The sequence below is a fragment of the Shimazuella sp. NTD248 genome (assembly GCF_059510395.1).
Map to the genome: position 1 here is coordinate 115,732 of NZ_JCAJZT010000009.1, position 23,026 is coordinate 138,757.

26 protein-coding genes and 1 tRNA gene are annotated in these 23,026 nt (G+C 39.6%); all 27 read right to left on the reverse strand.

The window, feature by feature from the left end; genetic code table 11:
* Nucleotides 1-5: 5 nt before the first annotated feature.
* Nucleotides 6-82 (reverse strand) — tRNA-Met (locus AC5WOE_RS17695).
* Between the two features lie 122 nt (nt 83-204).
* Complete coding sequence (locus AC5WOE_RS17700; RefSeq protein ID WP_496051163.1) at nt 205-573, reverse strand: septum formation initiator family protein; 369 nt, start codon at nt 571-573, stop codon at nt 205-207.
* 71 nt (nt 574-644) lie between these two features.
* On the reverse strand, nt 645-1,181 hold the full coding sequence (gene yabQ, locus AC5WOE_RS17705) for a spore cortex biosynthesis protein YabQ (RefSeq protein WP_496051162.1): 537 nt from the start codon (nt 1,179-1,181) through the stop codon (nt 645-647).
* Nucleotides 1,178-1,465 carry a sporulation protein YabP gene (gene yabP, locus AC5WOE_RS17710; RefSeq protein ID WP_420833079.1) on the reverse strand — a complete coding sequence of 96 codons (288 nt, stop codon included), beginning with the start codon at nt 1,463-1,465 and terminating at the stop codon, nt 1,178-1,180. Before yabP ends, yabQ begins: the two co-directional genes overlap by 4 nt.
* 65 nt (nt 1,466-1,530) lie before the next feature.
* Nucleotides 1,531-1,788 carry an RNA-binding S4 domain-containing protein gene (locus AC5WOE_RS17715; protein WP_496051161.1) on the reverse strand — a complete coding sequence of 86 codons (258 nt, stop codon included), beginning with the start codon at nt 1,786-1,788 and terminating at the stop codon, nt 1,531-1,533.
* Nucleotides 1,775-3,253 (reverse strand): bifunctional methyltransferase/pyrophosphohydrolase YabN, encoded by a 1,479-nt coding sequence (gene yabN, locus AC5WOE_RS17720; RefSeq protein WP_496053154.1) that lies wholly within the window; start codon nt 3,251-3,253, stop codon nt 1,775-1,777. The genes AC5WOE_RS17715 and yabN overlap by 14 nt, the downstream gene beginning before the upstream one ends.
* Before the next feature lie 535 nt (nt 3,254-3,788).
* Nucleotides 3,789-4,217 carry a hypothetical protein gene (locus AC5WOE_RS17725; RefSeq protein ID WP_496051159.1) on the reverse strand — a complete coding sequence of 143 codons (429 nt, stop codon included), beginning with the start codon at nt 4,215-4,217 and terminating at the stop codon, nt 3,789-3,791.
* A 576-nt stretch (nt 4,218-4,793) separates the two neighbouring features.
* On the reverse strand, nt 4,794-4,973 hold the full coding sequence (locus tag AC5WOE_RS17730; RefSeq protein WP_496051158.1) for a hypothetical protein: 180 nt from the start codon (nt 4,971-4,973) through the stop codon (nt 4,794-4,796).
* 377 nt (nt 4,974-5,350) lie between these two features.
* Nucleotides 5,351-6,937 (reverse strand): putative polysaccharide biosynthesis protein, encoded by a 1,587-nt coding sequence (locus tag AC5WOE_RS17735; RefSeq protein WP_496051157.1) that lies wholly within the window; start codon nt 6,935-6,937, stop codon nt 5,351-5,353.
* Between the two features lie 307 nt (nt 6,938-7,244).
* A complete protein-coding gene (gene spoVT, locus AC5WOE_RS17740; RefSeq protein WP_496051274.1) occupies nt 7,245-7,787 on the reverse strand; it encodes a stage V sporulation protein T in 543 nt (180 codons plus the stop codon).
* Nucleotides 7,788-7,927: 140 nt separating this feature from the next.
* A complete protein-coding gene (locus AC5WOE_RS17745) occupies nt 7,928-8,953 on the reverse strand; it encodes a peptidylprolyl isomerase (RefSeq protein WP_496051156.1) in 1,026 nt (341 codons plus the stop codon).
* Nucleotides 8,937-12,482 (reverse strand): transcription-repair coupling factor, encoded by a 3,546-nt coding sequence (mfd, locus tag AC5WOE_RS17750; protein WP_496053155.1) that lies wholly within the window; start codon nt 12,480-12,482, stop codon nt 8,937-8,939. The genes AC5WOE_RS17745 and mfd overlap by 17 nt, the downstream gene beginning before the upstream one ends.
* 76 nt (nt 12,483-12,558) lie before the next feature.
* A complete protein-coding gene (locus AC5WOE_RS17755) occupies nt 12,559-12,786 on the reverse strand; it encodes an anti-sigma-F factor Fin (protein ID WP_496051154.1) in 228 nt (75 codons plus the stop codon).
* Between the two features lie 34 nt (nt 12,787-12,820).
* Nucleotides 12,821-13,396 (reverse strand): aminoacyl-tRNA hydrolase, encoded by a 576-nt coding sequence (pth, locus tag AC5WOE_RS17760; RefSeq protein ID WP_496051153.1) that lies wholly within the window; start codon nt 13,394-13,396, stop codon nt 12,821-12,823.
* A gap of 44 nt (nt 13,397-13,440) precedes the next feature.
* Nucleotides 13,441-14,388 (reverse strand): ribose-phosphate diphosphokinase, encoded by a 948-nt coding sequence (locus AC5WOE_RS17765; RefSeq protein WP_496051152.1) that lies wholly within the window; start codon nt 14,386-14,388, stop codon nt 13,441-13,443.
* Between the two features lie 16 nt (nt 14,389-14,404).
* On the reverse strand, nt 14,405-15,799 hold the full coding sequence (gene glmU, locus AC5WOE_RS17770; protein ID WP_496051151.1) for a bifunctional UDP-N-acetylglucosamine diphosphorylase/glucosamine-1-phosphate N-acetyltransferase GlmU: 1,395 nt from the start codon (nt 15,797-15,799) through the stop codon (nt 14,405-14,407).
* 285 nt (nt 15,800-16,084) lie between these two features.
* Complete coding sequence (spoVG, locus tag AC5WOE_RS17775) at nt 16,085-16,378, reverse strand: septation regulator SpoVG (protein WP_028777589.1); 294 nt, start codon at nt 16,376-16,378, stop codon at nt 16,085-16,087.
* Nucleotides 16,379-16,472: 94 nt separating this feature from the next.
* A complete protein-coding gene (locus AC5WOE_RS17780; RefSeq protein WP_496051150.1) occupies nt 16,473-16,847 on the reverse strand; it encodes a RidA family protein in 375 nt (124 codons plus the stop codon).
* Nucleotides 16,825-17,676 carry a pur operon repressor gene (gene purR, locus AC5WOE_RS17785; protein WP_496051149.1) on the reverse strand — a complete coding sequence of 284 codons (852 nt, stop codon included), beginning with the start codon at nt 17,674-17,676 and terminating at the stop codon, nt 16,825-16,827. The genes AC5WOE_RS17780 and purR overlap by 23 nt, the downstream gene beginning before the upstream one ends.
* Nucleotides 17,677-17,700: 24 nt before the next feature.
* Complete coding sequence (ispE, locus tag AC5WOE_RS17790; protein WP_496051148.1) at nt 17,701-18,594, reverse strand: 4-(cytidine 5'-diphospho)-2-C-methyl-D-erythritol kinase; 894 nt, start codon at nt 18,592-18,594, stop codon at nt 17,701-17,703.
* A 237-nt stretch (nt 18,595-18,831) separates the two neighbouring features.
* Nucleotides 18,832-19,020 (reverse strand): small, acid-soluble spore protein, alpha/beta type, encoded by a 189-nt coding sequence (locus AC5WOE_RS17795; protein WP_496051147.1) that lies wholly within the window; start codon nt 19,018-19,020, stop codon nt 18,832-18,834.
* A 164-nt stretch (nt 19,021-19,184) separates the two neighbouring features.
* Complete coding sequence (veg, locus tag AC5WOE_RS17800) at nt 19,185-19,466, reverse strand: biofilm formation stimulator Veg (RefSeq protein WP_240876329.1); 282 nt, start codon at nt 19,464-19,466, stop codon at nt 19,185-19,187.
* Nucleotides 19,467-19,571: 105 nt separating this feature from the next.
* Entirely contained in the window at nt 19,572-20,045 is a 474-nt protein-coding gene (locus AC5WOE_RS17805; protein WP_496051146.1) for a ribonuclease H-like YkuK family protein, read from the reverse strand.
* Nucleotides 20,046-20,129: 84 nt separating this feature from the next.
* The gene (gene rsmA / locus AC5WOE_RS17810; protein WP_496051145.1) at nt 20,130-21,005 is read right to left on the reverse strand and encodes a 16S rRNA (adenine(1518)-N(6)/adenine(1519)-N(6))-dimethyltransferase RsmA; all 876 of its coding nucleotides are present in this window, start codon (nt 21,003-21,005) and stop codon (nt 20,130-20,132) included.
* Entirely contained in the window at nt 21,002-21,553 is a 552-nt protein-coding gene (gene rnmV / locus AC5WOE_RS17815) for a ribonuclease M5 (protein WP_496051144.1), read from the reverse strand. The genes rsmA and rnmV overlap by 4 nt, the downstream gene beginning before the upstream one ends.
* Before the next feature lie 14 nt (nt 21,554-21,567).
* Nucleotides 21,568-22,335 carry a TatD family hydrolase gene (locus AC5WOE_RS17820; RefSeq protein WP_496051143.1) on the reverse strand — a complete coding sequence of 256 codons (768 nt, stop codon included), beginning with the start codon at nt 22,333-22,335 and terminating at the stop codon, nt 21,568-21,570.
* A gap of 27 nt (nt 22,336-22,362) precedes the next feature.
* Nucleotides 22,363-22,887, reverse strand: a complete 525-nt coding sequence (gene lepB / locus AC5WOE_RS17825; RefSeq protein WP_496053156.1) for a signal peptidase I — start codon at nt 22,885-22,887, stop codon at nt 22,363-22,365.
* Between the last annotated feature and the right edge of the window lie 139 nt (nt 22,888-23,026).

Here is a 23,026-nt window from a genome sequence, read left to right on the forward strand (position 1 = left end):
AATTATGGTTGCGGGGGCAGGATTTGAACCTGCGACCTTTGGGTTATGAGCCCAACGAGCTACCGAGCTGCTCCACCCCGCGGCATCAGCGAACAGACTTTATTGTAGTATACTTGGCAAAGAAAAGTCAAGAAAAAATTTGTCCTCCGGCCGACCTCATTTACACATAGGAAAAGGATGTGCTAGAAAACACATCCTTTAATCCTAATCATTTTCAATCGGAACATTTTTTTCGCCAAGTTTTCCATAACCATGCTTATGTGCTTGTTCCATTAAATAATCTTTGTCTTGGTAGCGTTTTACATCTTCCGTTAACTTTTCAGTCGTAGCTTCTACTGTTGCCAACTCTTGTTGGCGATTATGTAAAACTTCCTCTTTGTGGGCAATTCTTATCTCTTGCATTACCAACTGAACAATACACCATCCAAAAAACAATACCATCAAAACCAGCCAAATCAAACGACGACGTTTTACTTTCGGATGTAATTTTGGAGGTAAAGGCTTGGAGGCAGTTCCAGTTTCTACCTGAGGTTCTGGTGATCGAAACCGCAAAACGTTATTTTTTAGGTTCATTCATTCCTGCACCTCCTCGGAGAATGGTTTAAGCAAAGAACAATAAAATAAGCAAACTTCATTGAAATTACTTATTGCTCATCATTCTTCTTTCGGCTTGCCCACCAAGTTTTCAGCTTAGTGGTATATGGTCTGCAATAACGAATCACAGGACCTAGTAACCATAATAACGGTTTTGTTATTATTTTCCAAATAAAAAGAAGAATCGCTCGGAGGATACGCCAAAGGAGACTAGTGAGCCAGACAATAGGTCGATAAATGAAAAACTCAATCAAACGAATGACTTTGTTAATGAGCCACTCTACAAATTGTAACAGTTTGGTCAATATACTGGTGATCGGATTAGTTAAGAGCCGAAGGTAAAATAATATTCCAGCTATAATTGCGATCATAATATAAAACCGCATCTCACCCCAGTTACTCCACAGGAGTATCCCAAACACAAAACATGCTGAGGATACCCAGAAGAGTAAATCAATCATGGAAATCGGCCAGCCCCGAAGGGTAAATCTTCTAGCTAAGACACGATACACATCTAAAAAGACACCTAATAATGCACCAGAAGCAAACATCAACGACAGTGTGATCCATTGCGTTTCTAACGTCAACGAAATAACCGTCCTAATACACTTTTGGTTTTATCTGATCTCGGATGATTTACATCCAAATAACTAATATCTAAAAACTGGCCGCGTATAGAAATGATACCTTGTTCCAAATCAAGGTTTTTCAAATGCAATTCCTGCCCACGAATACCTACATACCCATACTCCGTAGATAACAAAAACTCTTCACTATCAAAACTCTCTATGCCCGTTACACCGCTAATCTCTAATTCGTTGCGATTCGTCAAAATTAATTCATGGTGGTTATTTGTATCTTGTACCATCAATATGTCCCCTTCCAAAAAATCTTCTGGTATAACTTATGGGGACAACCTAAGGATTAGAACGGGAATTAATTAACAGCTTCTTCTTTGACGATGGTGTAAAGTGTATCAGCCATATCTTTTGGCACATTATCCGCAATACGCTCCACTTTTGCAGTCACTAATTTTTGACCAAAGCGAATAGTTAAAATATCTCCAGCTTTTACTTCTGAACCAGCCTTTGCAACCTTCTCATTGATGGAAACCCGGCCTCCATCACAAACTTCCTTTGCTAAAGTACGCCGTTTAATCATTCGTGATACTTTTAAAAACTTATCCAATCTCATCTATCTCATCCTTTTCCATTTCCTTTGCTTCCTGCCACCAAGCTTCTAATTGATCGATGCCATAATCCTCTATCGGCCGACCGTTTTCTTTTGCCCGCATTTCGACATGACGGAACCTCCGGTCAAATTTGCGAGTAGTCTCAAATAAGGCTACTTCCGGATCAATTTTATAAAAACGGGCAATGTTGATGACTGTGAACAACACATCTCCTAATTCTTTTTCTCTTTCCATCGGATTTTGTGCATTTGCTAACTCCATCAGTTCTTCTTTCATCTTATCCAACACACCTGTTTCATCTTCCCAATCAAATCCAACTTTTGCAGCTTTTTTCTGTTGTTCAAATGCCATTAAAATAGCTGGAAAAGATTTTGGGATATCATCCAAAATGGAGTCTTTCTCCCCTTTACCTTCTGTTTTCTTTACTGCATCCCAAGTTTGAATTACTTTGTCTGGTGTATCAGCATGTGCTGTCCCGAATACATGAGGATGTCTGCGGATCAACTTTTCATTCAAATTTTCAATTACTTCACTAAGGCTAAACCCATAGCGTTCTTCTGCAACAACTGCATGAAAAATCACTTGTAATAAGACATCTCCCAGTTCTTCTACCATAGCCAGATCATCTTGCTGATTGATCGCATCAATAAATTCATAAGCTTCTTCTATTAAATAAGGTCGAAGTGACTCATGGGTCTGTTCTCGATCCCAAGGACAACCTTCAAGACTACGCAATTTTTGCATGATTTGTACCAAGTAAGAGAACTGCTTATAGAAAATCGAATCATCCTTAGCAGGAGGAACATATACGCTGGTCAAGTTAGAGAATCCATTCTGACGATCTAGTTCATACAAAGGAACTTTGGAGATTTTCTCTTTCCCTGATACACCAAGTGCATCCGCAATGACCACTTCATAATCATCTGGATATACCTGCATCAAGGTTAACTTTACATCAGAGGCTATAAATGAACTATAGACTTGTCCGATCAAAATGTGCTGGCTTGGATTCAATACATGACTATCCGTCAAATTTGTTCCATCTAACAATTGAAATCCTTCTACTGGATCAATTTCTAATCTTGCAAATGCAATATCAAGAAAACTTCCCCCGCCAAGGACATGAATATCAGTAGAAGAGGCTGGCCCTTCTTGTAAAAGAAGTTGTACAGTCCGTTCCGCAACCATCGGATGCCCTGGTACCGCATATATAATATGGTCATGTTCATCCGCTAATCGGAAAAGCTCATCGACTATTTCTCGATACACTGGTGCAAATTGATCGTGTTTTTCGTAAATATGGTCGAAAGTCTTAAAAGGAATTCCTTGTTGTTGCATCCACGGAGTAATCGGATGATCGATTGTCCGCAAGAAAACAGGATCACCAGACTGTAAAAACTTCCATGCTCCAATGGACAAACTGTCTTCATTACCAAACCCCAAGCCAACAATTGTTATGAACTTCACCGCTACCTTCCTTTCAAGCCTCTTAAGTTTATTTAGGATATATCATATCATGTACAAGGTATAGAGGACGAATTGTTCAATGTGGAGGGCGAAAATGATATAGTTTATGTAAACAAATTCTGTAAGGAGGATATATGCACAAGGTTGATTTTATCTCGTTAGTTTTACTTATAATTAGTGGTTTTTTCTCTGGCACCTTATATCAAACTTTCAGAGAAAGACAAAAAAGAAATGAAAAGTATGGTTTTGCCTTAACACTTTTTATCTCTGGTTTAATCACCATGTTGATTATTTTATGGTACATTTCGCAATATATTTAATTGTATTATCCATAAAAAATGTTTACAATAAACTTACCTGCCCAGAAGACATCTGTCTTTTTTACAACAGGTTAAAATGTGATAGGGGTATTACTGCTTGCCTGTAAAAACCTGGGCAGGTCTTATATTTAATTTCCGAATATTATGTATTTTTCCATCCCAGGTAGACAGACGGTTCTCACCATCTGTCTTTTTTACAACAAACCTGATAGGGGTTACTGCTTGCCTTTCGGACCCTTTCCACTTTTCCTCGCAATCCGTGGAATCAGACACACTCCTGTGCCTAGCCAAAGAAAACCAAGTATACCCAAGATAGTATTGGAAACAACAGGAACAACAATTCCAAGTTTAATGACACCTACACTACCAGTAGAAACTAGGGTGAGATACTTGAGCCACAAGTTCCATTCCTCACGCGTATCAGCAGATTGTTTACGACGGTCTTCCTGTCGCTTCATCTGTTGATCTTCTAACTCACGGAGTTCTTTAGCAGCATCGCGTTTCTCAGCATTATTACTGCGTCTGTTATCATCTTGATCGAAGCTCATTTTTTGCTGTGTTTGCTTAATCCCTTGTTCCTTCTGGCGTATCTCCAACTCTTCAAGTTTTTCCTTGTTCTTGTTTCCTTTCGGCTTTTTTGCCATTTTTCTCACTCCTGCACCAGTGGGCAGAAAGCGTCCGAAGCATGGTATTAGAGAAATCGGGAGTCGTTTTATCGCCTCAACCAATATCCCTTACTTGGACTACCTCACTGGCTACATACAGCTAACAATCATGTGCTAACCATATGAAGCCAGTGAGAGTAGTCATCCCTATCGCTTTATTGTAAAAAAAAGACATCCTTAAAGGATATCTAAGTCATATTATATATGAAACAATAGGAAAATTGACACTATATCTCATCTCTTGGCCACTATAAGTTGGCTTCTTTAATTTTCTTTGTATTCTGATAATTTATCATCCAGCAAGATAGACAACCCAAGAGGCTATCTATCTCATCATAACAACCTGCTAGGTCTGCTTCCATCCTAGACGACTTTCGACTCACCACAAGCACTAGCTGCAAAAACTACAGTGGAAGCTACACACAAGGTGAAATTCCCGTTATCTTCTACTCAGTTTGAACGGAGATGGAACATCGTAAGCTGCTCTTAGACCAAATGAGAATTCAGCAGCGAGGCACTTCGATTCAGTAGTTTATTGTGACATTCTCCATGTCCCTACTGGCAGTCTTGCTTGCGAAGTTCCTGAGCCTCTCTTCTCTTTTCCCGAACAGTCTTACGTCTCTCCCTTGCTTTTACAAAACGATAGTCTTGCTCCAGCTTCTGACCTTCCAGAATCAGTTTTCGAAGAGTTTCTCGCTTCACCTTGTTTCCATAACTGCGTTCCTTCCAAGTCATCGTTTTTCACTCCTGTGCCAGCGGGAGGAAAGCGTCCTAGCATGCTAATCAGGTAACTGGGAGTCGTTTTATCGTCTCAACCAATCCCTAATCAATATCAGATTTACTGGACCACCCTCACTGGCTACATACAGCTAACAATCAACGTGCTAACTATATGCAGCCAGTGAGAACAGTCTCCTAACAAAGTTAGTTATGAAAAAAGACATCCTTCAAAAGGATATCTTCTCCAATATTATATCAAATTAAATAAATTTTGGCTCTTTTTACATTTGTGATGCAATTAGCAACTACTTTTTTCGCTTCTCGCAACAAAAATTACTCAAAAAAAGCAAAAAGACATCCTTTAAGAGGATATCTTCAAATAATCTCGCTTCCTACTCCTTCTTCCCAAGCCATTTCCCCAACTTTGGAACCAATGCTAGCTCCTCTTCCTCAATCAACTTAAATCGAAGGATCGCCCAAAGGTATACGATCACTCCTGCTGTGACAGAACCGAGGCATGTGAAAGTCATGGCAAGTCGCTCACTTTCTAAACCTGAAGTAACCAAAAGTAAGACTGTTTTCATCACCAAAGCAGCACATGCTAAGAGACCATTTGCTGCGAATAGTTTCATCCATGGGGTGCGAATCGATGGAATAGATCTTTTTAAAACCCAAAGATTCAAACCTGCACCGATCGCATATGCAAGGACCGTAGCAAGTGCAGCTCCACCTATATCCCAGATTGGGATGAAGAAAAAATTACATACCCATTTCACTATAACTGCAATCACAATCGTAACAGCAGGAAGAATGACACGGCCTAAACCTTGCAAAATAGCGGCAGACGTCACTCCAAGTGTTACAAAGATGGTCGAAAAAGATAAAATAAGTAACGCATCAGAACCCGCCGCATCTTTAAACAGCATAACATTAGTCGGCATCGCTACAATTGCTAGACCAATGGAAGAAGGCAAACCCAGCATCCATGTCAAACGAATCGCTATATTTGCTCGTTTTTCTGCTTCTTCTGTCTGTCCCCGTTGTTTGGCCATGGTCATCGCAGGAACGATAGAAAGGGCGATACCTGTGGCAAAAAAAGCGGCAAACTGCAATAAAGGCCCGCCTCGATCATAGATCCCCTTTTCATTGATACTTGACACAACACTCCAATGTGCATCCACTAAGAAATTAGCAATTGTAAATGAATCAACAAGTCCAAACAGAGGATAGAGAAGCGAATTGATACAAATCGGTAAAGAAATTGCAAATAAAGCTCGTATAACATCTATATGAGAAACAGAATATGTAGAACCATTTGTATTCATAGTTACAAAGCCTCTACTTTTCCTGCGAAACAAAATCAATACCAGAACTGCTATAAAAGCTCCAGTTGTCGCACCAAAAACCGCGCCTGCTCCTGCATATACTACGCCTAATCCTGAACTCATTGCATACCAAGCACAAATCAATATCGTAATAACTCGAACCAACTGCTCAGAGACTTGGGAAACAGCCGAAGGCATCATTTCTTGTTGTCCTTGGTATACCCCTCGCAAAGATGCGGTAAATGGGATAAGCAAAAGAGCAAAAGAAACAGACTGAATAGGTAAAGTAAGAAGCTGTTTGCTCCCCATCCAAGCAGCTATCCATGGTGCACCAAAATATAAAATGAGAAAAGCCATACTCCCTAGTACAAACAAAACTACCATCGAAACTCGATGAATTTGTTTAACTCCAGACCAATCTTCTTTCGCTATTCTCTCTGATACCAATTTCGATATAGCTAAGGGGAAACCAGCTGTTGCTAAGAGCAACAACACACTGTAAAGGGGATATACTTGACTATAAACATACATCCCTTCATTTCCTGTGATGTTTTGGTAAGGGATGCGATAAACTGCTCCTAAAAATCGGCAAATCATGGTTGCAATACTGAGAATGAGGGCACCGGTTAAAAAAGAACGCTGTATTTTTTCCAATATCCAAACACCTGCTATCTACATGCTACAGCTTAAATTTGATGAACAAAGAAAGAACCATACTAATATATCAAAATTTCTATCTTTCTGCATGTGTAGAGTGTTTGTCCTCAATTGGAATACCTTAAAGTGGATGGAATGGAATACGTCTACAATCCAAGCAATTCAGCTGATTCTACTCGAAGAAATAGCAAAAAAAAGCGGTGTCCCCAAAAGAGAACACCGCCGACTGATTTTGCAATGACACAAAATAGATTAATAAGAACGAAACCAGAGCACATATGTAGATAAAAAACCGTGTCTTGTCTTAGTTTTCCATCTGTTTGCCAAGGAATGTGGCAGCAGTACTTGCTAATTTACTTTCTAACTCTCCTAATTTGGAACCATCTTTTTTAGACATAATAACGACTGCACCGATCGGATCGCCACCTGCATTAATCGGTACAACGATATAAGATGCATATTCCTCAGGGCTACCTTTAATGATCTCAGCAATTCCACCATTGTACTCATGCTGAGGGCGCCTGGATTCCATAGAAGTCTCAATCATACTGCTAATGGATTTTTCCATATATTCTTTTTTGGAGCCACCTGCTATAGCTATGACACTATCTCGGTCACAAACGATAACAGTCTGCTGTATATTTTCATATAGTGCTTCTGCATATTCTTGGGCAAAATCACTTAATTCGCCAATAGGAGAATATTTCTTTAATATGACTTCACCATCTCTATCTACAAATATTTCTAAAGGATCTCCTTCACGAATGCGAAGTGTCCGACGAATCTCCTTTGGGATGACTACACGTCCAAGGTCATCGATACGACGGACGATGCCTGTTGCTTTCATTGTCATGATTTCCTCCGTTCTTTACTCCTTGGTTCTTTTGGTCTTATAAACCATAGTATGAATCTGCTGGGAACATCTTATGCGGGGAATAAAATAATTTCATTTGGATAAAGACAAAAAAAAGAGGGGATGAATCCCCTCTAAACGTATAACTTTACTCCTATTTCTTTCTCTATATTGCTAAATACCTCTTGTTTCTTTGTGCTTTGGATTTGTTCAAGTTGATCTTTCGGCGCATTCTTTACTTTTTCTTGAGTTCTTGCTTCTACTTTCATCACATGATAACCATAATCCGTTTTGATTGGATCACTGATTTTCCCAATAGGAAGTGTCTTAGCAGCATTAGCAAACTCTGTTACAAATCCACTTACGTCAGAATCATACAATCCACCTTTATCTTTGGAACCAGGGTCATCCGAGTACTCTTTTGCCAGTTTGGCAAAATCGCCACCAGCTTCGAGTTTTTTCTTTACTTCTAAAGCACGTTTTTTTGCTTCTGCTTCTGTACGATTGGTTTGTCCTTCCCCAGCCTGAGTTCCTGCTTGAGTAAAAGATATAAGCACATGCCGCAGTTTTACTCGCTCATAAGTACTATTTTCAATTTGCTTCCCTAAATACATATCCACTTTAGCATCTTGGTCTGCTACCTGTTTCAATTGATTTTGGGTAAAACCTTTTCCCGCAATGGCCTGTTGGATGTTCGCAATTTTGGTATTCTGCCCCATCATTTTACTATACTCAATTACTTGTTTCTCTAATTCTTTTCCTTGTTGATCAATCGTCTTTTGCTCAGCAGGTGTTACTGTTTGTAAGCCAGCTATGTATTTTTTGGTTAAATATACTTTTGCAATCTGTTGACGAGTTTGTTTTTGTTGCGCAGCAGCAGAAGCTTCTGTAGACGAGAAAAGGGCTGCCAATTGTGGATCAAAGAAGGAGTTAATATTGATGTAAGCATTTAACTCCCCTTCTGTCACTTTTCCACCTTTGTATTCTCCTGCTATTTTTTTGCTGGAAGTGTCTAGAGGTTTGGTTGTTGCTTGTTGCTGCGTTTTCGTTTTATTCGTTTTGTCGTTTGACTGCCAATAGGAAGTTGTCCCCAAGATGATACTACCTATTACCAAAATTACGGCGACACTGCCTGCTATCCATTTAGTCGATCGTTGCACTCTGAACCACTCCTTCTACTTTTAACACTTGTTCATACTGCTTGAAAAAATTATCCATCATCTCCAATATCGCTTTCGGTGTAAGCCCTGTCTTCTTAAATATCATACCAACATGTTTACCGGAGACCAAACGTACTCGACCTGGGAATTGATGAGCTAGTTTAAAAAGTGCTTGCCCATTGATTCTCGTATTTTCTTCAACACGCATGGTAACATGAATTTCTGACCCTTTTTCCTCCATTATTTCTATTCCATACTTCAATGTATACGCACGAAGTTTCGCAACCCGGAGTAGGTTTTGAACAGGATCAGGTAGATCACCAAAACGATCTTCCATTTCTTCTTCTAAATCAGCAACTTGCTCCAAAGTCTGTAAGCTTCTAATTTTTTTATACAACTCAATTTTTTGTTTCTCATCTGTAATATACTCACTAGGCAGATAAGCATCTACATTGAGGTCTAGCGTGGGTTCTATTACCTCTTTCGCTTCTGTTACCCCTTGCTGTAATTCTACTACAGCTTCTTTTAACATTTGGCTATACATCTCAAATCCAACTGTCGCAATATGCCCATGTTGCTCTGCTCCAAGCAAATTGCCCGCACCACGAATAGATAAGTCACGCATAGCAATCTTAAATCCGGAACCTAATTCCGTAAACTCCTTGATAGCTTGGAGGCGTTTCTCTGCTGTTTCTGATAAGACCTTATCCCTTTGATAGGTAAAATAAGCATAAGCAATCCGATTGGATCGTCCAACTCTTCCTCTAAGCTGGTACAACTGAGAAAGTCCCATCTTATCTGCATCATATATAATTAATGTGTTTACATTAGGGATATCTACCCCTGTTTCAATAATCGTTGTACTGACTAGGACGTCATATTCACCATCCAAAAAGTCAAGCATAACGCGTTCCAGCTCTGTATCGACCATTTGCCCATGAGCTACAGCGATTTTTGCTTCAGGTACTAGCATACGAATCTGATCAGCCATGCGATCAATGTTGTTAACTTGGTTGTATAGAAAATATACCTGTCCACCACGAGACAATTCCCGTTCAATTGCTTCTCGCACTAATGCAGCAGAGTATTCAATGACATAAGTTTGTACAGGGAATCTATTTTCCGGAGGCGTTTCAATGACTGATAAATCACGTACACCCATCATAGCCATATGGAGGGTACGAGGGATAGGCGTAGCTGTTAAAGTCAACACATCGATGTTCGTTTTTAGTTCTTTGATTCGTTCTTTGTGCTTTACACCAAAACGTTGTTCTTCATCAATTATCAACAGCCCTAAATCACGGAAGCCAAGATCTTTTGATAATACTCGGTGAGTCCCTATCACGATATCGACAGATCCCGCTTTTAATCCTTCAATTGTTTCTTTTTGCTCCTTACGACTGCGGAAACGGTTAAGAACATGGACTTCAATTGGAAAATCTGCAAAACGCTCCCGAAAAGTTTCATAGTGTTGTTGAGCCAAGATCGTAGTTGGTACCAATAAAGCAACTTGTTTTCCATCCATGATCGCCTTAAATGCCGCACGAACTGCTACTTCGGTCTTCCCATAACCTACATCTCCACACAAAAGACGGTCCATTGGCTGATTTTTTTCCATGTCCTTTTTGATTTCCTCAATCGAACGCAATTGATCAGGTGTTTCTTCATAAGGAAACATTGCTTCGAACTCTCGCTGGAATGGCGTATCATCATGAAACGCATAACCTCTAGCTTCTTGGCGCTTCGCATAGAGCTTAATCAGGTCTTGCGCAATATCGACTACAGCAGTACGAACTTTGTTTTTTACTTTACTCCATTCACTACCGCCTAAGCTATAAACTTTAGGGATCTTTTCTTCGCTACCCACATATTTTTGCACTTGGTCAATTTGTTCTACTGGAACATACAACTTATCGTTACCTGCATACTGAATATGCAAATAATCTTTGTGCAGACCTGCGACATTTAAAGTTTCGATCCCGAGATACTTGCCAATACCGTGATTGATATGAACAACATAATCGCCTGGTTTTAGCTCTTGATAGTCTTTTATTTTTTCTGCATGATCGAGTTTATTGGAACGACGGATTCTCCGCTGCTTTTGGGTGAATACTTCCCCTTCTGTAATCACAGCTAATTTGTTACTGCTCATTTCAAAACCATTTAATAAGGCAGATACACGCACTACTGGTTTCCCAGTTGGCAGGTGAGCATCAGCAGTTGCACGACTGACTTCCATTCCATAGTCTTGCAACACACGTATCAAACGTAATAATCGTTCATCTGTACTAGCAGTAAATAAAATCGTATATTTCGCTTTTATCAATCTTTCTAATTCTGCTTTTAACACATGCATTTGGCTATGAAACTGCTGCATACTGCGACACATAAACTGTACGATATTATGTGCTTGCATATGGGTTAACTGGCGCATAAATAAAGATAAATATATTTTCTGATGATTTGATTTAGAAACTTCCTCAACTGTATATGACAACTTAAGAGTAGGCAGCATTTCCCCTTGCTCCAATAATGCAGTTTGCCATTCTGCTTCTTCCCGCTCTAATTGCTTAGCTGTCTCTTGTATTCGAGCGGGTTCGTCAAGGACAAGAATTGAGTCAGTTGGCAAAAAGTTTAAAATACTCTCGCCTTGAGAATATATTTGCGTTATATATTTGTAAATTCCCGTAAAGGATAGTCCAGATTGCAACTGTTCAATATCCCAACCGATACTGCTTTGTAATTTCTCTTTTAATGCCGGATCTTTTGTCTTTTGTAATCTTTCCGTCAATAAGTTCTGAACATGCTCTCCTGCTTGATATAAAAGCTCGCTGTCTGCAAAGAGTTCTTTTGCTGGGGGTAGAGTCACAGAGAGTAGTTTGTCGGTTGAGCGTTGATCTGCTACCGAAAATGGACGAATGGAATCTACCTCATCATCAAACCATTCTATACGGATTGGTTGTTCAAAGGTTACTGGATAAATATCTACAATTCCGCCACGGACGGAAAATTCCCCACTCTTCTCAACCATATCTACTCTTTCATATCCCATATGCACTAATTTATTGGATAAGTTTTCAATCGGGTGGGAGTTCCCTACTTTTAGGGATATAGCATATTTTTTCCATATTGATTTAGGTGGAAATATTTTGCGAAGTCCTGAGAACGGCACAACAAATACCCCTGAAAACCCAGAGGTCAGACGAGTGATGACATCAATTCGATTACCCAATGTTTCCGGACTAGCCAGTGCTATTTCTGTAGTTATCAACTCGTCTGCCGGATATAACAATACCTCTTCTTTGGATAAAAGTTCACTCAAATCATCCGCAGCTTTTTGAGCTTGGTTCATATTATGTGTTACTACAACACATGAACGACCTGTTTTCTGATAAATAGTGGCTACTAAGATCATGCGTGCAGATCCTGTTAAACCTGTAGCTAATTGTTCACGAAGCCCAGTATCTAGTCCATGAAGAATAGACTGGACATCTTTATCTTGTTCAAATAGATTGGTAAGCGGTTCCAAGTTAACCTCCTTCTCCCCTATACAAAAGAAGCCTCAGCAATATGTGCCAAGGCTATGCTTCTCCATGCAATTTGTATTAATGATACAGTGATGGTAGAAGGGAACGTTCCGGGTAATGGTTTAAGATATGTTCGCAGTTTTCGCAAACTACTCGAACTTGCATCTGACCATTTGTGTCATGGATAATTATATCTTCTCGTTCTTCTGAGGTCAACTGATCAAGACCTAGTTCCGCTTCTGAATATACAGAATTATTCAATTTACCTAACGATGATTGGCAAAAGCGGCAGACATACTCCACCATGAGAATGCCTCCCTTTCTAAAGAGTCATTTCTTATTATGACCTAGGTACCGCTCCATTATACTTATTCATCGCTATGAGGAAATCATTCTTCAACCATTCATTTGTCGCATTTGCAGCAGCAATTGCTGCATCTGCCGCAATGAGATGATCCGTTTCTGAAAAAGGTTCTAGGACATAGTCCACTACTTTCATTCCACCTGATGGACGATCGATACCTATCTTAATGCGATTAAATTGGTCTGTACCTAAATGGGAAATAATCGATTTCATCCCATTATGCCCTCCGGAACTACCTTTTTGCCGTAAACGTAACTGCCCTAAGGGAATATCCAAATCATCAAACATAACAAGCAAATCTTCAGTGGAAAGTTTTAGAAAGCGCATTGCAGCGCCAACAGCTTCACCGGATAAATTCATATAAGTTAGTGGTTTTAACAAAAAAACTTTTTCTCCATTTACAATGCCTTCTGCAATAGCACTATGCCATTTTTCTTTTTGAAAAGGTATATTCCATTTTTCACTTAGCTGATCAACAGCCCAAAAACCAATATTGTGTCTAGTCAGTTCGTATTTTTTCCCAGGATTCCCAAGCCCAACAATCACTTTCAACTCTCTCACCTCAAAAAGGAAAAGGCGATCCCAAAGAGAATCGCCTATACAAATAATTTACTTACCGATTGTTCGTGGTGGATTCGATAAATTGCTTCTCCAATTACAGGTGCCACAGAGAGAACTTCGATTTTATCTAACATTTTCTCTGGTTTTAATGGGATCGTATCTGTAGCGATCAGCTGTTTTATACCTGAGTTTTGAATACGTTCCAGTGCAGGTCCAGATAACACAGGGTGTGTACAGCAAGCATACACTTCCTTGGCCCCACGTTCTAAAATCGCTTCTGTTGCTAACGCAATCGTCCCAGCAGTATCGATAATATCATCAATGATAATCGCTGTTTTCCCAGCTACTTTACCAATAATGCTCATCACTTCAGATACATTCGGCTCTGGACGTCGTTTATCAATAATCGCGAGCGGTGCTTCCAGCCTTTCTGCTAAACGTCTTGCACGAATCACACCACCATGGTCAGGAGACACGACAACAAGATCTGTTAAATTTTTACCTTGAAAATATTTACCCAAGATAGGTACACCGAGCAGGTGATCCACTGGAATATTGAAAAATCCTTGAATCTGGGTCGCATGTAAATCCATTGCGATTACACGATCAGCTCCAGCTGTCTCAATTAAGTTAGCCACCAACTTTGCTGTGATCGGATCTCTAGCGCGAGCTTTCCGATCTTGCCTAGCGTATCCATAATAAGGAATAACAACATTTATCGTACCAGCAGATGCACGTTTTAGCGCATCAACCATAACAAGCAATTCCATCAAGTGTTGGTTTACAGGATCGCAAGTAGACTGTACAACATATACATCCAAACCACGAACCGTTTCATTTAACTGGATATGAATTTCGCCATCACTAAATTTGTTAACTTTCGCGTCTCCCAAAGGAATACCTAAGTGATTACAAATTTTTTGTGCTAACAGCGGATTGGAATTACAGCTAAAAACCTTTATACGAGAGTTTGCTTGGGACATTTTACGTTATCTCCACCTATAATGAATTGTGTCTATTGATTTTTTTACGTAACTTAGCAACATAATCCGTTTTGGTTACTTGCCGCTGCCTAGCAATAGCAAATGCTTCGGCTGGTACATTTTCTGTAATCGTTGAACCAGCAGCAATATAAGCCTTTTCTTCAACTGTTACAGGAGCTACTAAATTTGTATTACATCCAATAAATGCACCATCTTTGATGATGGTCTTATGTTTAGAAAAACCATCATAATTCACCGTAACTGCACCACAGGCAATATTTACATTCTGCCCTACTTCAGAATCTCCTACATAGGCAAGATGAGAAACTTTCGATCCTTTTCCTATCTGAGCATTTTTTAAATCTACAAAAGCTCCTACTTTTGTATTTTCTGCCAAAGATGTATTCGGGCGAATATACGTATATGGTCCGACAGTCACATTACTACCTATCTCACTATCTTCGATTACACTATAACGGATTTTTGACTGATCTGCTACTACAACATCTTGTAAATCAGCTTCAGGACCGATGATACAATTACTTCCAATTTTTGTATTCCCTTTCAATGAACTTCCAGGAAATATTTCTGTGTCAGCATCAATTACAACATCAGCTTCAATGGTAACAGTAGAAGGCTGATGAATCGTTACACCGCTGAGCATATGATTTCTTATTATCCGCTGTTGCATATAGGATTCTGCTTCAGCTAGCTGGACACGGTCATTGACACCCATGGCTTCTTTTTCATCTTCCATCATCGATGCAGCAATAACTTCCCCTTGTTCTTGCAGAATAGAAATCACATCAGGGAGATAATATTCCCCTTGTGCATTGTTATTGTTCACTAATTTTAGCACTTCAAACAATTTTTGGTTTTGAAAACAATAAGTACCTGTATTAATTTCATGAACAGCACGTTCTTCATCTGAGGCGTCTTTGTGCTCCACAATTCGAGAAACACTGCCATCAGCTTGACGTATAACACGGCCATAACCAGTAGGATCAGCTAATTCAGCTGTCAATACGGTTGCAGCTGCTTTTTTTTGCTGGTGAATTTCAATCAATGATTCTAAGGTGTCTTTTGTGAATAAAGGATGATCTCCATTAAGAACAAGCGTAATACCATCTTTCCCTTGAAGATACTCTTCTGTCTGCATCACTGCATGAGCAGTTCCCAATTGCTCTTTCTGTTTGACAAACGTAACAACACCCTCAAGAGCTTCTTCTAATGTTTCTCCTAGATGACCAATTACCATCAACGTTTGGGTAGTACCCATATCTTCAAGTGTATCCAGGATATAGTGTACCATTGGCTTCCCGCATAATTCATGTAACACTTTATGCTTTTTCGATTTCATCCGAGTGCCTTTACCCGCTGCTAAGATAACCGCGTTTAGGTTCTCCTCCACTATTTAGCCCCCATCATTATAAATTACCCTCCTGAATATATCGTAACAATAGGGGTTTATGCAACTTTTGTATTCTATTCTAAGCAAGTCTACTTCATATTAAATGTAGTAAGAAGCTTTATGTTTTTGATCCAATTTCTTAGTAATCGATAGTTAACCAGTGTATGGTAAATAAACATATCAGGCGTTCATTGCAAATGAGGTGTTTCCTATCTCGAAAAAAGTAACTTTAACTTGAATTAATTCAATTCAAAACAAAACGCCTCTCAAAAGAGAGGCGTCTTCCTATAATGCCTTTGGCGTAGGAATGATATCTTCTTCTATATCATCTGCCCGGCGGTATTCCTCCAATACAGCTGACTCGATCTTCTCACGGCTAAGCGGAGAGATAGGATGAGCGATATCTCGAAATTCTCCGTCAGGTGTACGCTTACTAGGCATAGCAACAAACATTCCATTATTTCCATCAATTACACGGATATCATGAATAACGAACTCACTATCAATCGTGATAGACGCGATAGCACGCATCCGTCCTTCACGATTTACCTTGCGCAATCTAACATCTGTTATTTCCATCCAAATGCACCACCTATTACCAAGATGACTTTAATCTTAGTATTCGAGGGAACACTTGAAATTCCTTCCAATTATGACAAAAAAATTAATTTATTTAAGTCAGATGTGCGATAACTTCGATTTCGATGCCCGCATCTTTTGGTAGACGAGCTACTTCTACTGTTGAACGAGCTGGCTTATGTATATCAAAATACTCGCCATATACTTCATTTATTGCAGCAAAATCATCCATATTTTTGATGAAAAGCGTTGCTTTTACTACATTTTCCAATGTTGCATCAGCTTCTTTTAAGACTGCGATAATATTTTTTAAAACTTGATGAGTCTGTTCTTTAATATCTCCTGTTACCAATTCCCCTGCTGGTGTAAGTGGGATTTGACCTGATGCAAAGAGAAAATTTCCTATTTGCACAGCTTGTGAATATGGCCCAAGTGCTTGTGGTGCATTATTGGTTTGAATAATTTTCATCCTTGTACACTCCTTGATTAAATAAATTTCCAAATTCTACATTTATCCGTTTTCCTTTTTCATCTACTTCTGTCACTGTTGTCAAAGAAACATATCCATCTACCAATTTCTCAGGTACTATTGAATCAACCATTACCCCAACACCTACTACTTCAGCTTCAAATTCACGAAGTAATTCGATCATACCTCGGACTGTTCCACCGGCTTTCATGTAGTCATCGATTAACAATACCCGTGATCCTTTAGGTAAACTTCGCCGAGCCAAAGAAAGCTGTTTCATTCTTCCGCTAGAACCAGAAACTGTATTCACTGTCACAACTGATCCTTCTGTCACTGTTGTATCATAACGCACGATTACTACTGGTTTTCGCAGATGAAATGCAACAGCATATGCTAATGGTATCCCTTTTGTCTCTATGGTTACAATCGCATCGATCTGACTTGTTCCAAATATTTTAGCCCATATACGTCCTAAATGATGCAAAAGTACTGGATCTCCTAGCAGATCAGACATAAACAGGAATCCACCTGGTAAGATACGTTCAGTATTGGTAAGCTGCTGACACAGTTGTGCCAATACTGTTTTTGTTTCTTCCACACCCATACTAGGCATATATCGTACACCGCCAGAAGCTCCAGCCATGGTCTCCAACTGTCCGCTCTCTTCAGCATGTAATACTTCTTGAATAATCGTCAAATCTTCACTGATGGAAGATTTTGCAGCATGATAGCGTTTTGCAAATGCTGTAAGCGGAATCAACCGATATGGCTCATTTAAAAGCTGATGTACCATATCAACCAAACGAGCACTCCGTTTCCATTTTTCCATAAGTTAGCCCCCAAAATCCGAACATCATGCCTGAACTATAGCATTTTGTTTGGTTTTATTCAAGTTTCCCAGCATTCTTACGGCAAAAACTTGGGGACAAAAACCTTTTAAACTGTTCACCATTCTCTTTGCCCTCGATTCCCGATCTACAAGGGCAAACACTGTAGGACCACTGCCTGACATCAACACACCATCAGCACCAAACTGATACATTTTTTCTTTTAATTTCCGAACATCAGGCTCCATGTTCATAGTAATAGGTTCCAGCACATTACTAAGCAGCCGAGTAATGGCACGATAATCTTGCCGATACAAAGCTTCGATCATCTCTTTGGTCTTTGGTCTAGTTTGAACACGATTGACTTTTAATTCACCAAAAACATCAGCAGTAGAAACACCTTGTGGTGGTTTCGCCAACACTACCCAACATGAGGGAGGAGCTGGTAACACTTGCAATCTCTCTCCTCTCCCTTTTGCCAATGCTGTATTACCATAAACACAATAAGGGACGTCAGATCCAATCTCTGAACCAATCTCAGCCAGTTCACGCAAGCTAAGACCAAGTCCCCATAAACGATTTAATCCACGAAGTGTCGCAGCTGCATCGCTGCTGCCGCCAGCTAATCCAGCTGCAACTGGAACTTTTTTGTCTATTTTTATTGCTACCCCACGTCTAATTCCCATTTTTTTGCGCAACAAACTAGCTGCCATATAAGCGAGGTTTTTATCATCTTGTGGCACTAAGCCTGAACTTGATTCCAGAAGGATTGCAGAGTGTGGAAGGGAGAGTAAATCAATCCGATCAGCTAAGTCAACCGAAGTCATTACCATTTCCAATTCATGATATCCATCCGCTCGTTTATAAAGTGCATCTAAAGTTAAATTTATTTTTGCTGGCGCTTTCTCTGAAATAAACAAAACTCATACTCCTCTCGTAACACCCCAAAAATAAATTTGGGTACCCCTGGTGCATGTCCGTCCAGTTTTATTTTCCTATTGTACCACGAGAGGTATTCCGTACCAATACAGAAAAACAGCCACTATGATAGAAAAGAAACTGTAAATAACACAGCTCTTTATTCATAGAGACGTAAAAGAGTGAATTGTAGATAATATAGGAAAAGAAAGAGCCAAGGATTATCCCTTGGCTCTTTCCTATTTTCCCCCTGCATTTTGTTGCTTTGCCAACTGTTCTTCGGCTATTTGGATAGCCCTCTTTACCATGTTTCCAGCATCACGAGTTGTAATTCCGCCCCAACCATCTTGCTGTACTACATCATAAAACCCAAGCTCTTTGGCTATCTCCACCTTAAGGGCATCTGACATTACACCACGACGTGCCATTTACCATCGCCTCCTAAAGGAATGCAGGGTATATTTAGTATGGGATAGTGAGTAGATTTTTATCAAGAACAAAGACATCAGCTTTCAACTCATTCAATGAATCCATCACCATTTATACCCCAAAAAAATAAAAAGAAAAAGGACATCCCTAAGGATCTCCTCGTTTATGTTGCTTTGATATATTTTACTTGTACTTGCTCATTATCGGCTTGATAAACGGTGAGTTCTACCGACTCCGTCAAAATATCTGCATAACTGTAGGAAACACGTTTAAAAGAATGCTGATCCTCATCCAGTTTTACGATAAAGACAGAAGGGTATGTCTCTTCTAAGATACCTGTCCGTTCAATGGTCTTGCGGCGTCCGCTGTTGGCCTTTAGGTGGATTTTCTGTCCGATATAGCCATCTAACTTTAGTTTGATTTCTGATAGTGCGTTTTTGCCCATTGTCTACGACCACCTCACTTCACTCATAGAAGATTATATACCACGGGAGATGAAATGTCAAATGTAGTATTATAGCAATGGTACAAAGGATTTGTCAATCTATTTTTATTTTGTAAACCGATCCGCAACTGCACTTGCTGCTACTGAATCTGGTTTAATTTTTGCTTCATAACCTACAGCTGTTACCCATCCCACCACTTCTTGAATCACCTTTCGTGTCTCTCCCTTTTTCCCCACATCTAAATGGATTTCCATGGGAATGTTCTCTGCTAATCGGAAAAAGCCTCGCTCCTTAAGCAGATCTACACAATGAAGGCTGTATTCTGTTTCGCGGTATATGCGATACCTCAAATCATGCATCGCAGGATGGGATTTACGCGTGTAAAAAAACAGCGCGCCTTTGCCGATACGTTGTACAATAATAGCGGTAACAAACAATGTTTCTCTCGTTCTCGTTTGAGAATCTGTTCCAATCATAATCTTATAGTCTCTATTGCGATCTGCTTCTAGGTAATCCTTGATTTCCTTTATCATCATATCCATACTATATTTACCTTTTCTCGGATGAAAAAACACCATTCTATCACCCTCCAAGTTGTATTGCATGGTGAAAAAGAGCAGTCACGCCAACTTATGACTTTGATTGATCCAATTTATGTTTGGTTAACCTCCATCTCGTTCTCGAAGCAAAACGTTAGATAATTGAGCAAAAGAATTCATGGACAGCATCTCACCTCTACAATTAGGATCAATCCCTGTGCTGTGAATTACCTGTTCTAGTCGTGTTTTTTCCATTTGAAAAGGTAACGAACTACTCAAAGAGTTGAGCAGGGTCTTTCTTCTTTTAGCAAACGATGCCCTAACTACTTGGAAGAAAAAAGATTCATTTTCGACTGGAACAGGTGCAGCAGTTCGAATGGACAATTTGATCACCATCGAATCGACCTGTGGGCGAGGGACAAACACATGACTAGGAACTTGTACCACTTTACTAGGTTCACTGAAATACTGTGCAAAAACACTGAGTGATCCATATGTTTTGGAACCTGGCTTTGCTAAAATACGGTCAGCAACTTCTTTTTGAATCATCACAACGATATTTGATAGTGATAAACCTGATTCCAGTAGTTTTACTAAAATCGGTGATGTCACATAGTAAGGTAGATTCGCTACTACGTGCACATGTGAACAAGTTCCAAAATTCTCAGTGATAAGCTGGGCAAAATCAAGTTTTAAAGCGTCAGCATGTATTATTTCCACATTAGGCTGATCTACAAACATATCCTGCAAAACAGGAATCAGACGATTGTCCAATTCGATTGCCACTACTTTTTGAGCCTGTTTCGCTAAACCTTCTGTTAAAGCACCTAAGCCTGGCCCAATTTCGATCACACCAGACTCTTCATCTAAGTCAGCCGCATCTACAATACGCTGTAGTACATGTGCATCAGTCAAAAAATTTTGCCCCAAGCTCTTTTTTAGTACTATATTATGCTGCTTTAACAGTTTCCGTGTTTTTGCTGATATTCCAAAACTCATGACCTATCTCCTTTTATGTTCAGGAGTGCACGTTCACATTCTTCCCTGCTTATCCGCAAAGTTTGCAACCTCATGAAAAATTGTTTTGCATTGGCATAACCAATAGATAGCTCTTTTGCTAACTGCTCACGAAGTTGTTTAGAATGCGGATGTCCAGCTAACCCAATAGCAAGATACTCTTTCCAAGAAAGCCATGAAGGTATTTCTTCTTCCAAGGTACGGACATTTTCTAATGCCTTCATAATATCAGAAGGATTTGCATGTTCTACTCCGATTTTCTGCCTATCATATGCGAGTTCTTTTTCAATAAAGGCATGTTTTACTTCTGGTATTTCTCGGGAAATAATGCGTCTAATGCGCTCGCCTGCATAGTCGGGATCAGTAAATACAATCACCCCACGAACTGCTTGAGCACGCCGTAGCTCGTCCAATACATAGCTAGGAATGGCAGATCCTCTTGTCTCGATAGTATCTGCTTCAACCGCACGCTTGATAGCTAAAGTATCGTTTTTCCCCTCAACTACAATAATTTCTTTCACCTTCCGCATAATCTTTTCCCTATCTATATAATTTGAAACAGTTTTTTTGCATTTTCGGTTGTTACTTGAGCCAAATCCTCGATAGTCATCTCACGAAGTTTTGCAATTTCTTCCGCCACTAAACGTACATATGCAGTTTCATTTCTTTTCCCACGGTACGGATGTGGAGCTAGATATGGAGAATCCGTCTCCAGCAATAACTTATCCAGTGGTACGCTACTAGCTACTTCTTTAAGCACAGGTCTATTTTTAAAAGTCACTGGTCCACCTATACCAATAGAAAAATTAAGGGAGATACAAGTTTCCATCAATGCGATGTCTCCTGAAAAACAGTGCATGACGCCGCCCACTTCGTCTGCATTTTCTTCTTTTAAAATACGGATCACATCGTCATCCGCATCTCGATTATGAATAATGATGGGCAGATTTACTTCTTTGGCAAGCCGTATTTGCTTTCGAAATACTTCATGTTGAACATCTTTTGGGGAAGTATCCCAATAATAATCCAAACCGATTTCCCCAATTGCAACAACTTTTGGGTGATGCGTAAGAGAAAAGAGCCACTCTAGATCCTCTTCTGTACAAGAAATGGCATCTTGAGGATGCCATCCGACAGAACTATAGAAAAAGGGGTATGTTTCTGCTAACTTTATAGAGCTTGGAATCGTTTCTCGATTATATCCGATATTTAGGATATAAGAAATACCAGCGTCAGTAGCTCGCTTGATCACCTGCTGGCGGTCTTCATCAAATTGCTTGTCATTCAGATGTGTATGTGTTTCGAACAGCATCTTTTTAACCCCTAACTTCTACCCTAACTATTTATTTAATAGACGAAACTCTTTAAATGGCATTACAACAACGTCTGCACGGCCAACAACCGCACTGTCATCCACAGCACCTATGATACGGCTGTCCTTACTATTATTCCGATTATCTCCCAAAACAAACAGATGACCTTTCGGAACAGTAACTTGGGCAAAATCACCGATCATTTCTTCCGCAATATAGGATTCATTCAATTGCTTGTTATTACGATAGACATGTCCATTTTTCACTTCGATCTTATCCCCAGGCAAACCGATTACACGCTTGATAAAATCACGTTGCTCGTTGGTATGAAAAACAACAATATCCCCATATTGTGGGCTGCTCACATCATAGATGAATTTATTTACGATCAATAATTCATTACCATCGAGAGTTGGATACATAGATGTTCCATTTACTTCATAAGGTGCAAAAAGAAAATAACGAATCACTACTGCAATTAATAGAGCAGAGATTACTGCTACTCCCCATTCGATAATTGAGCTTTTCACAGAGCCATTAGCAGTCGACATCTGGTCACGTCCTTTAAAATATTCTTTCATTAACTTCTAACCACTTGAAAAAGTGGCAATTCCTGCGGAACTAGTCCCATAAACCAGTCATCTTAGCAGGCTCTATCCATCCTAAGATATACCCCATTCCTTGCAGAAA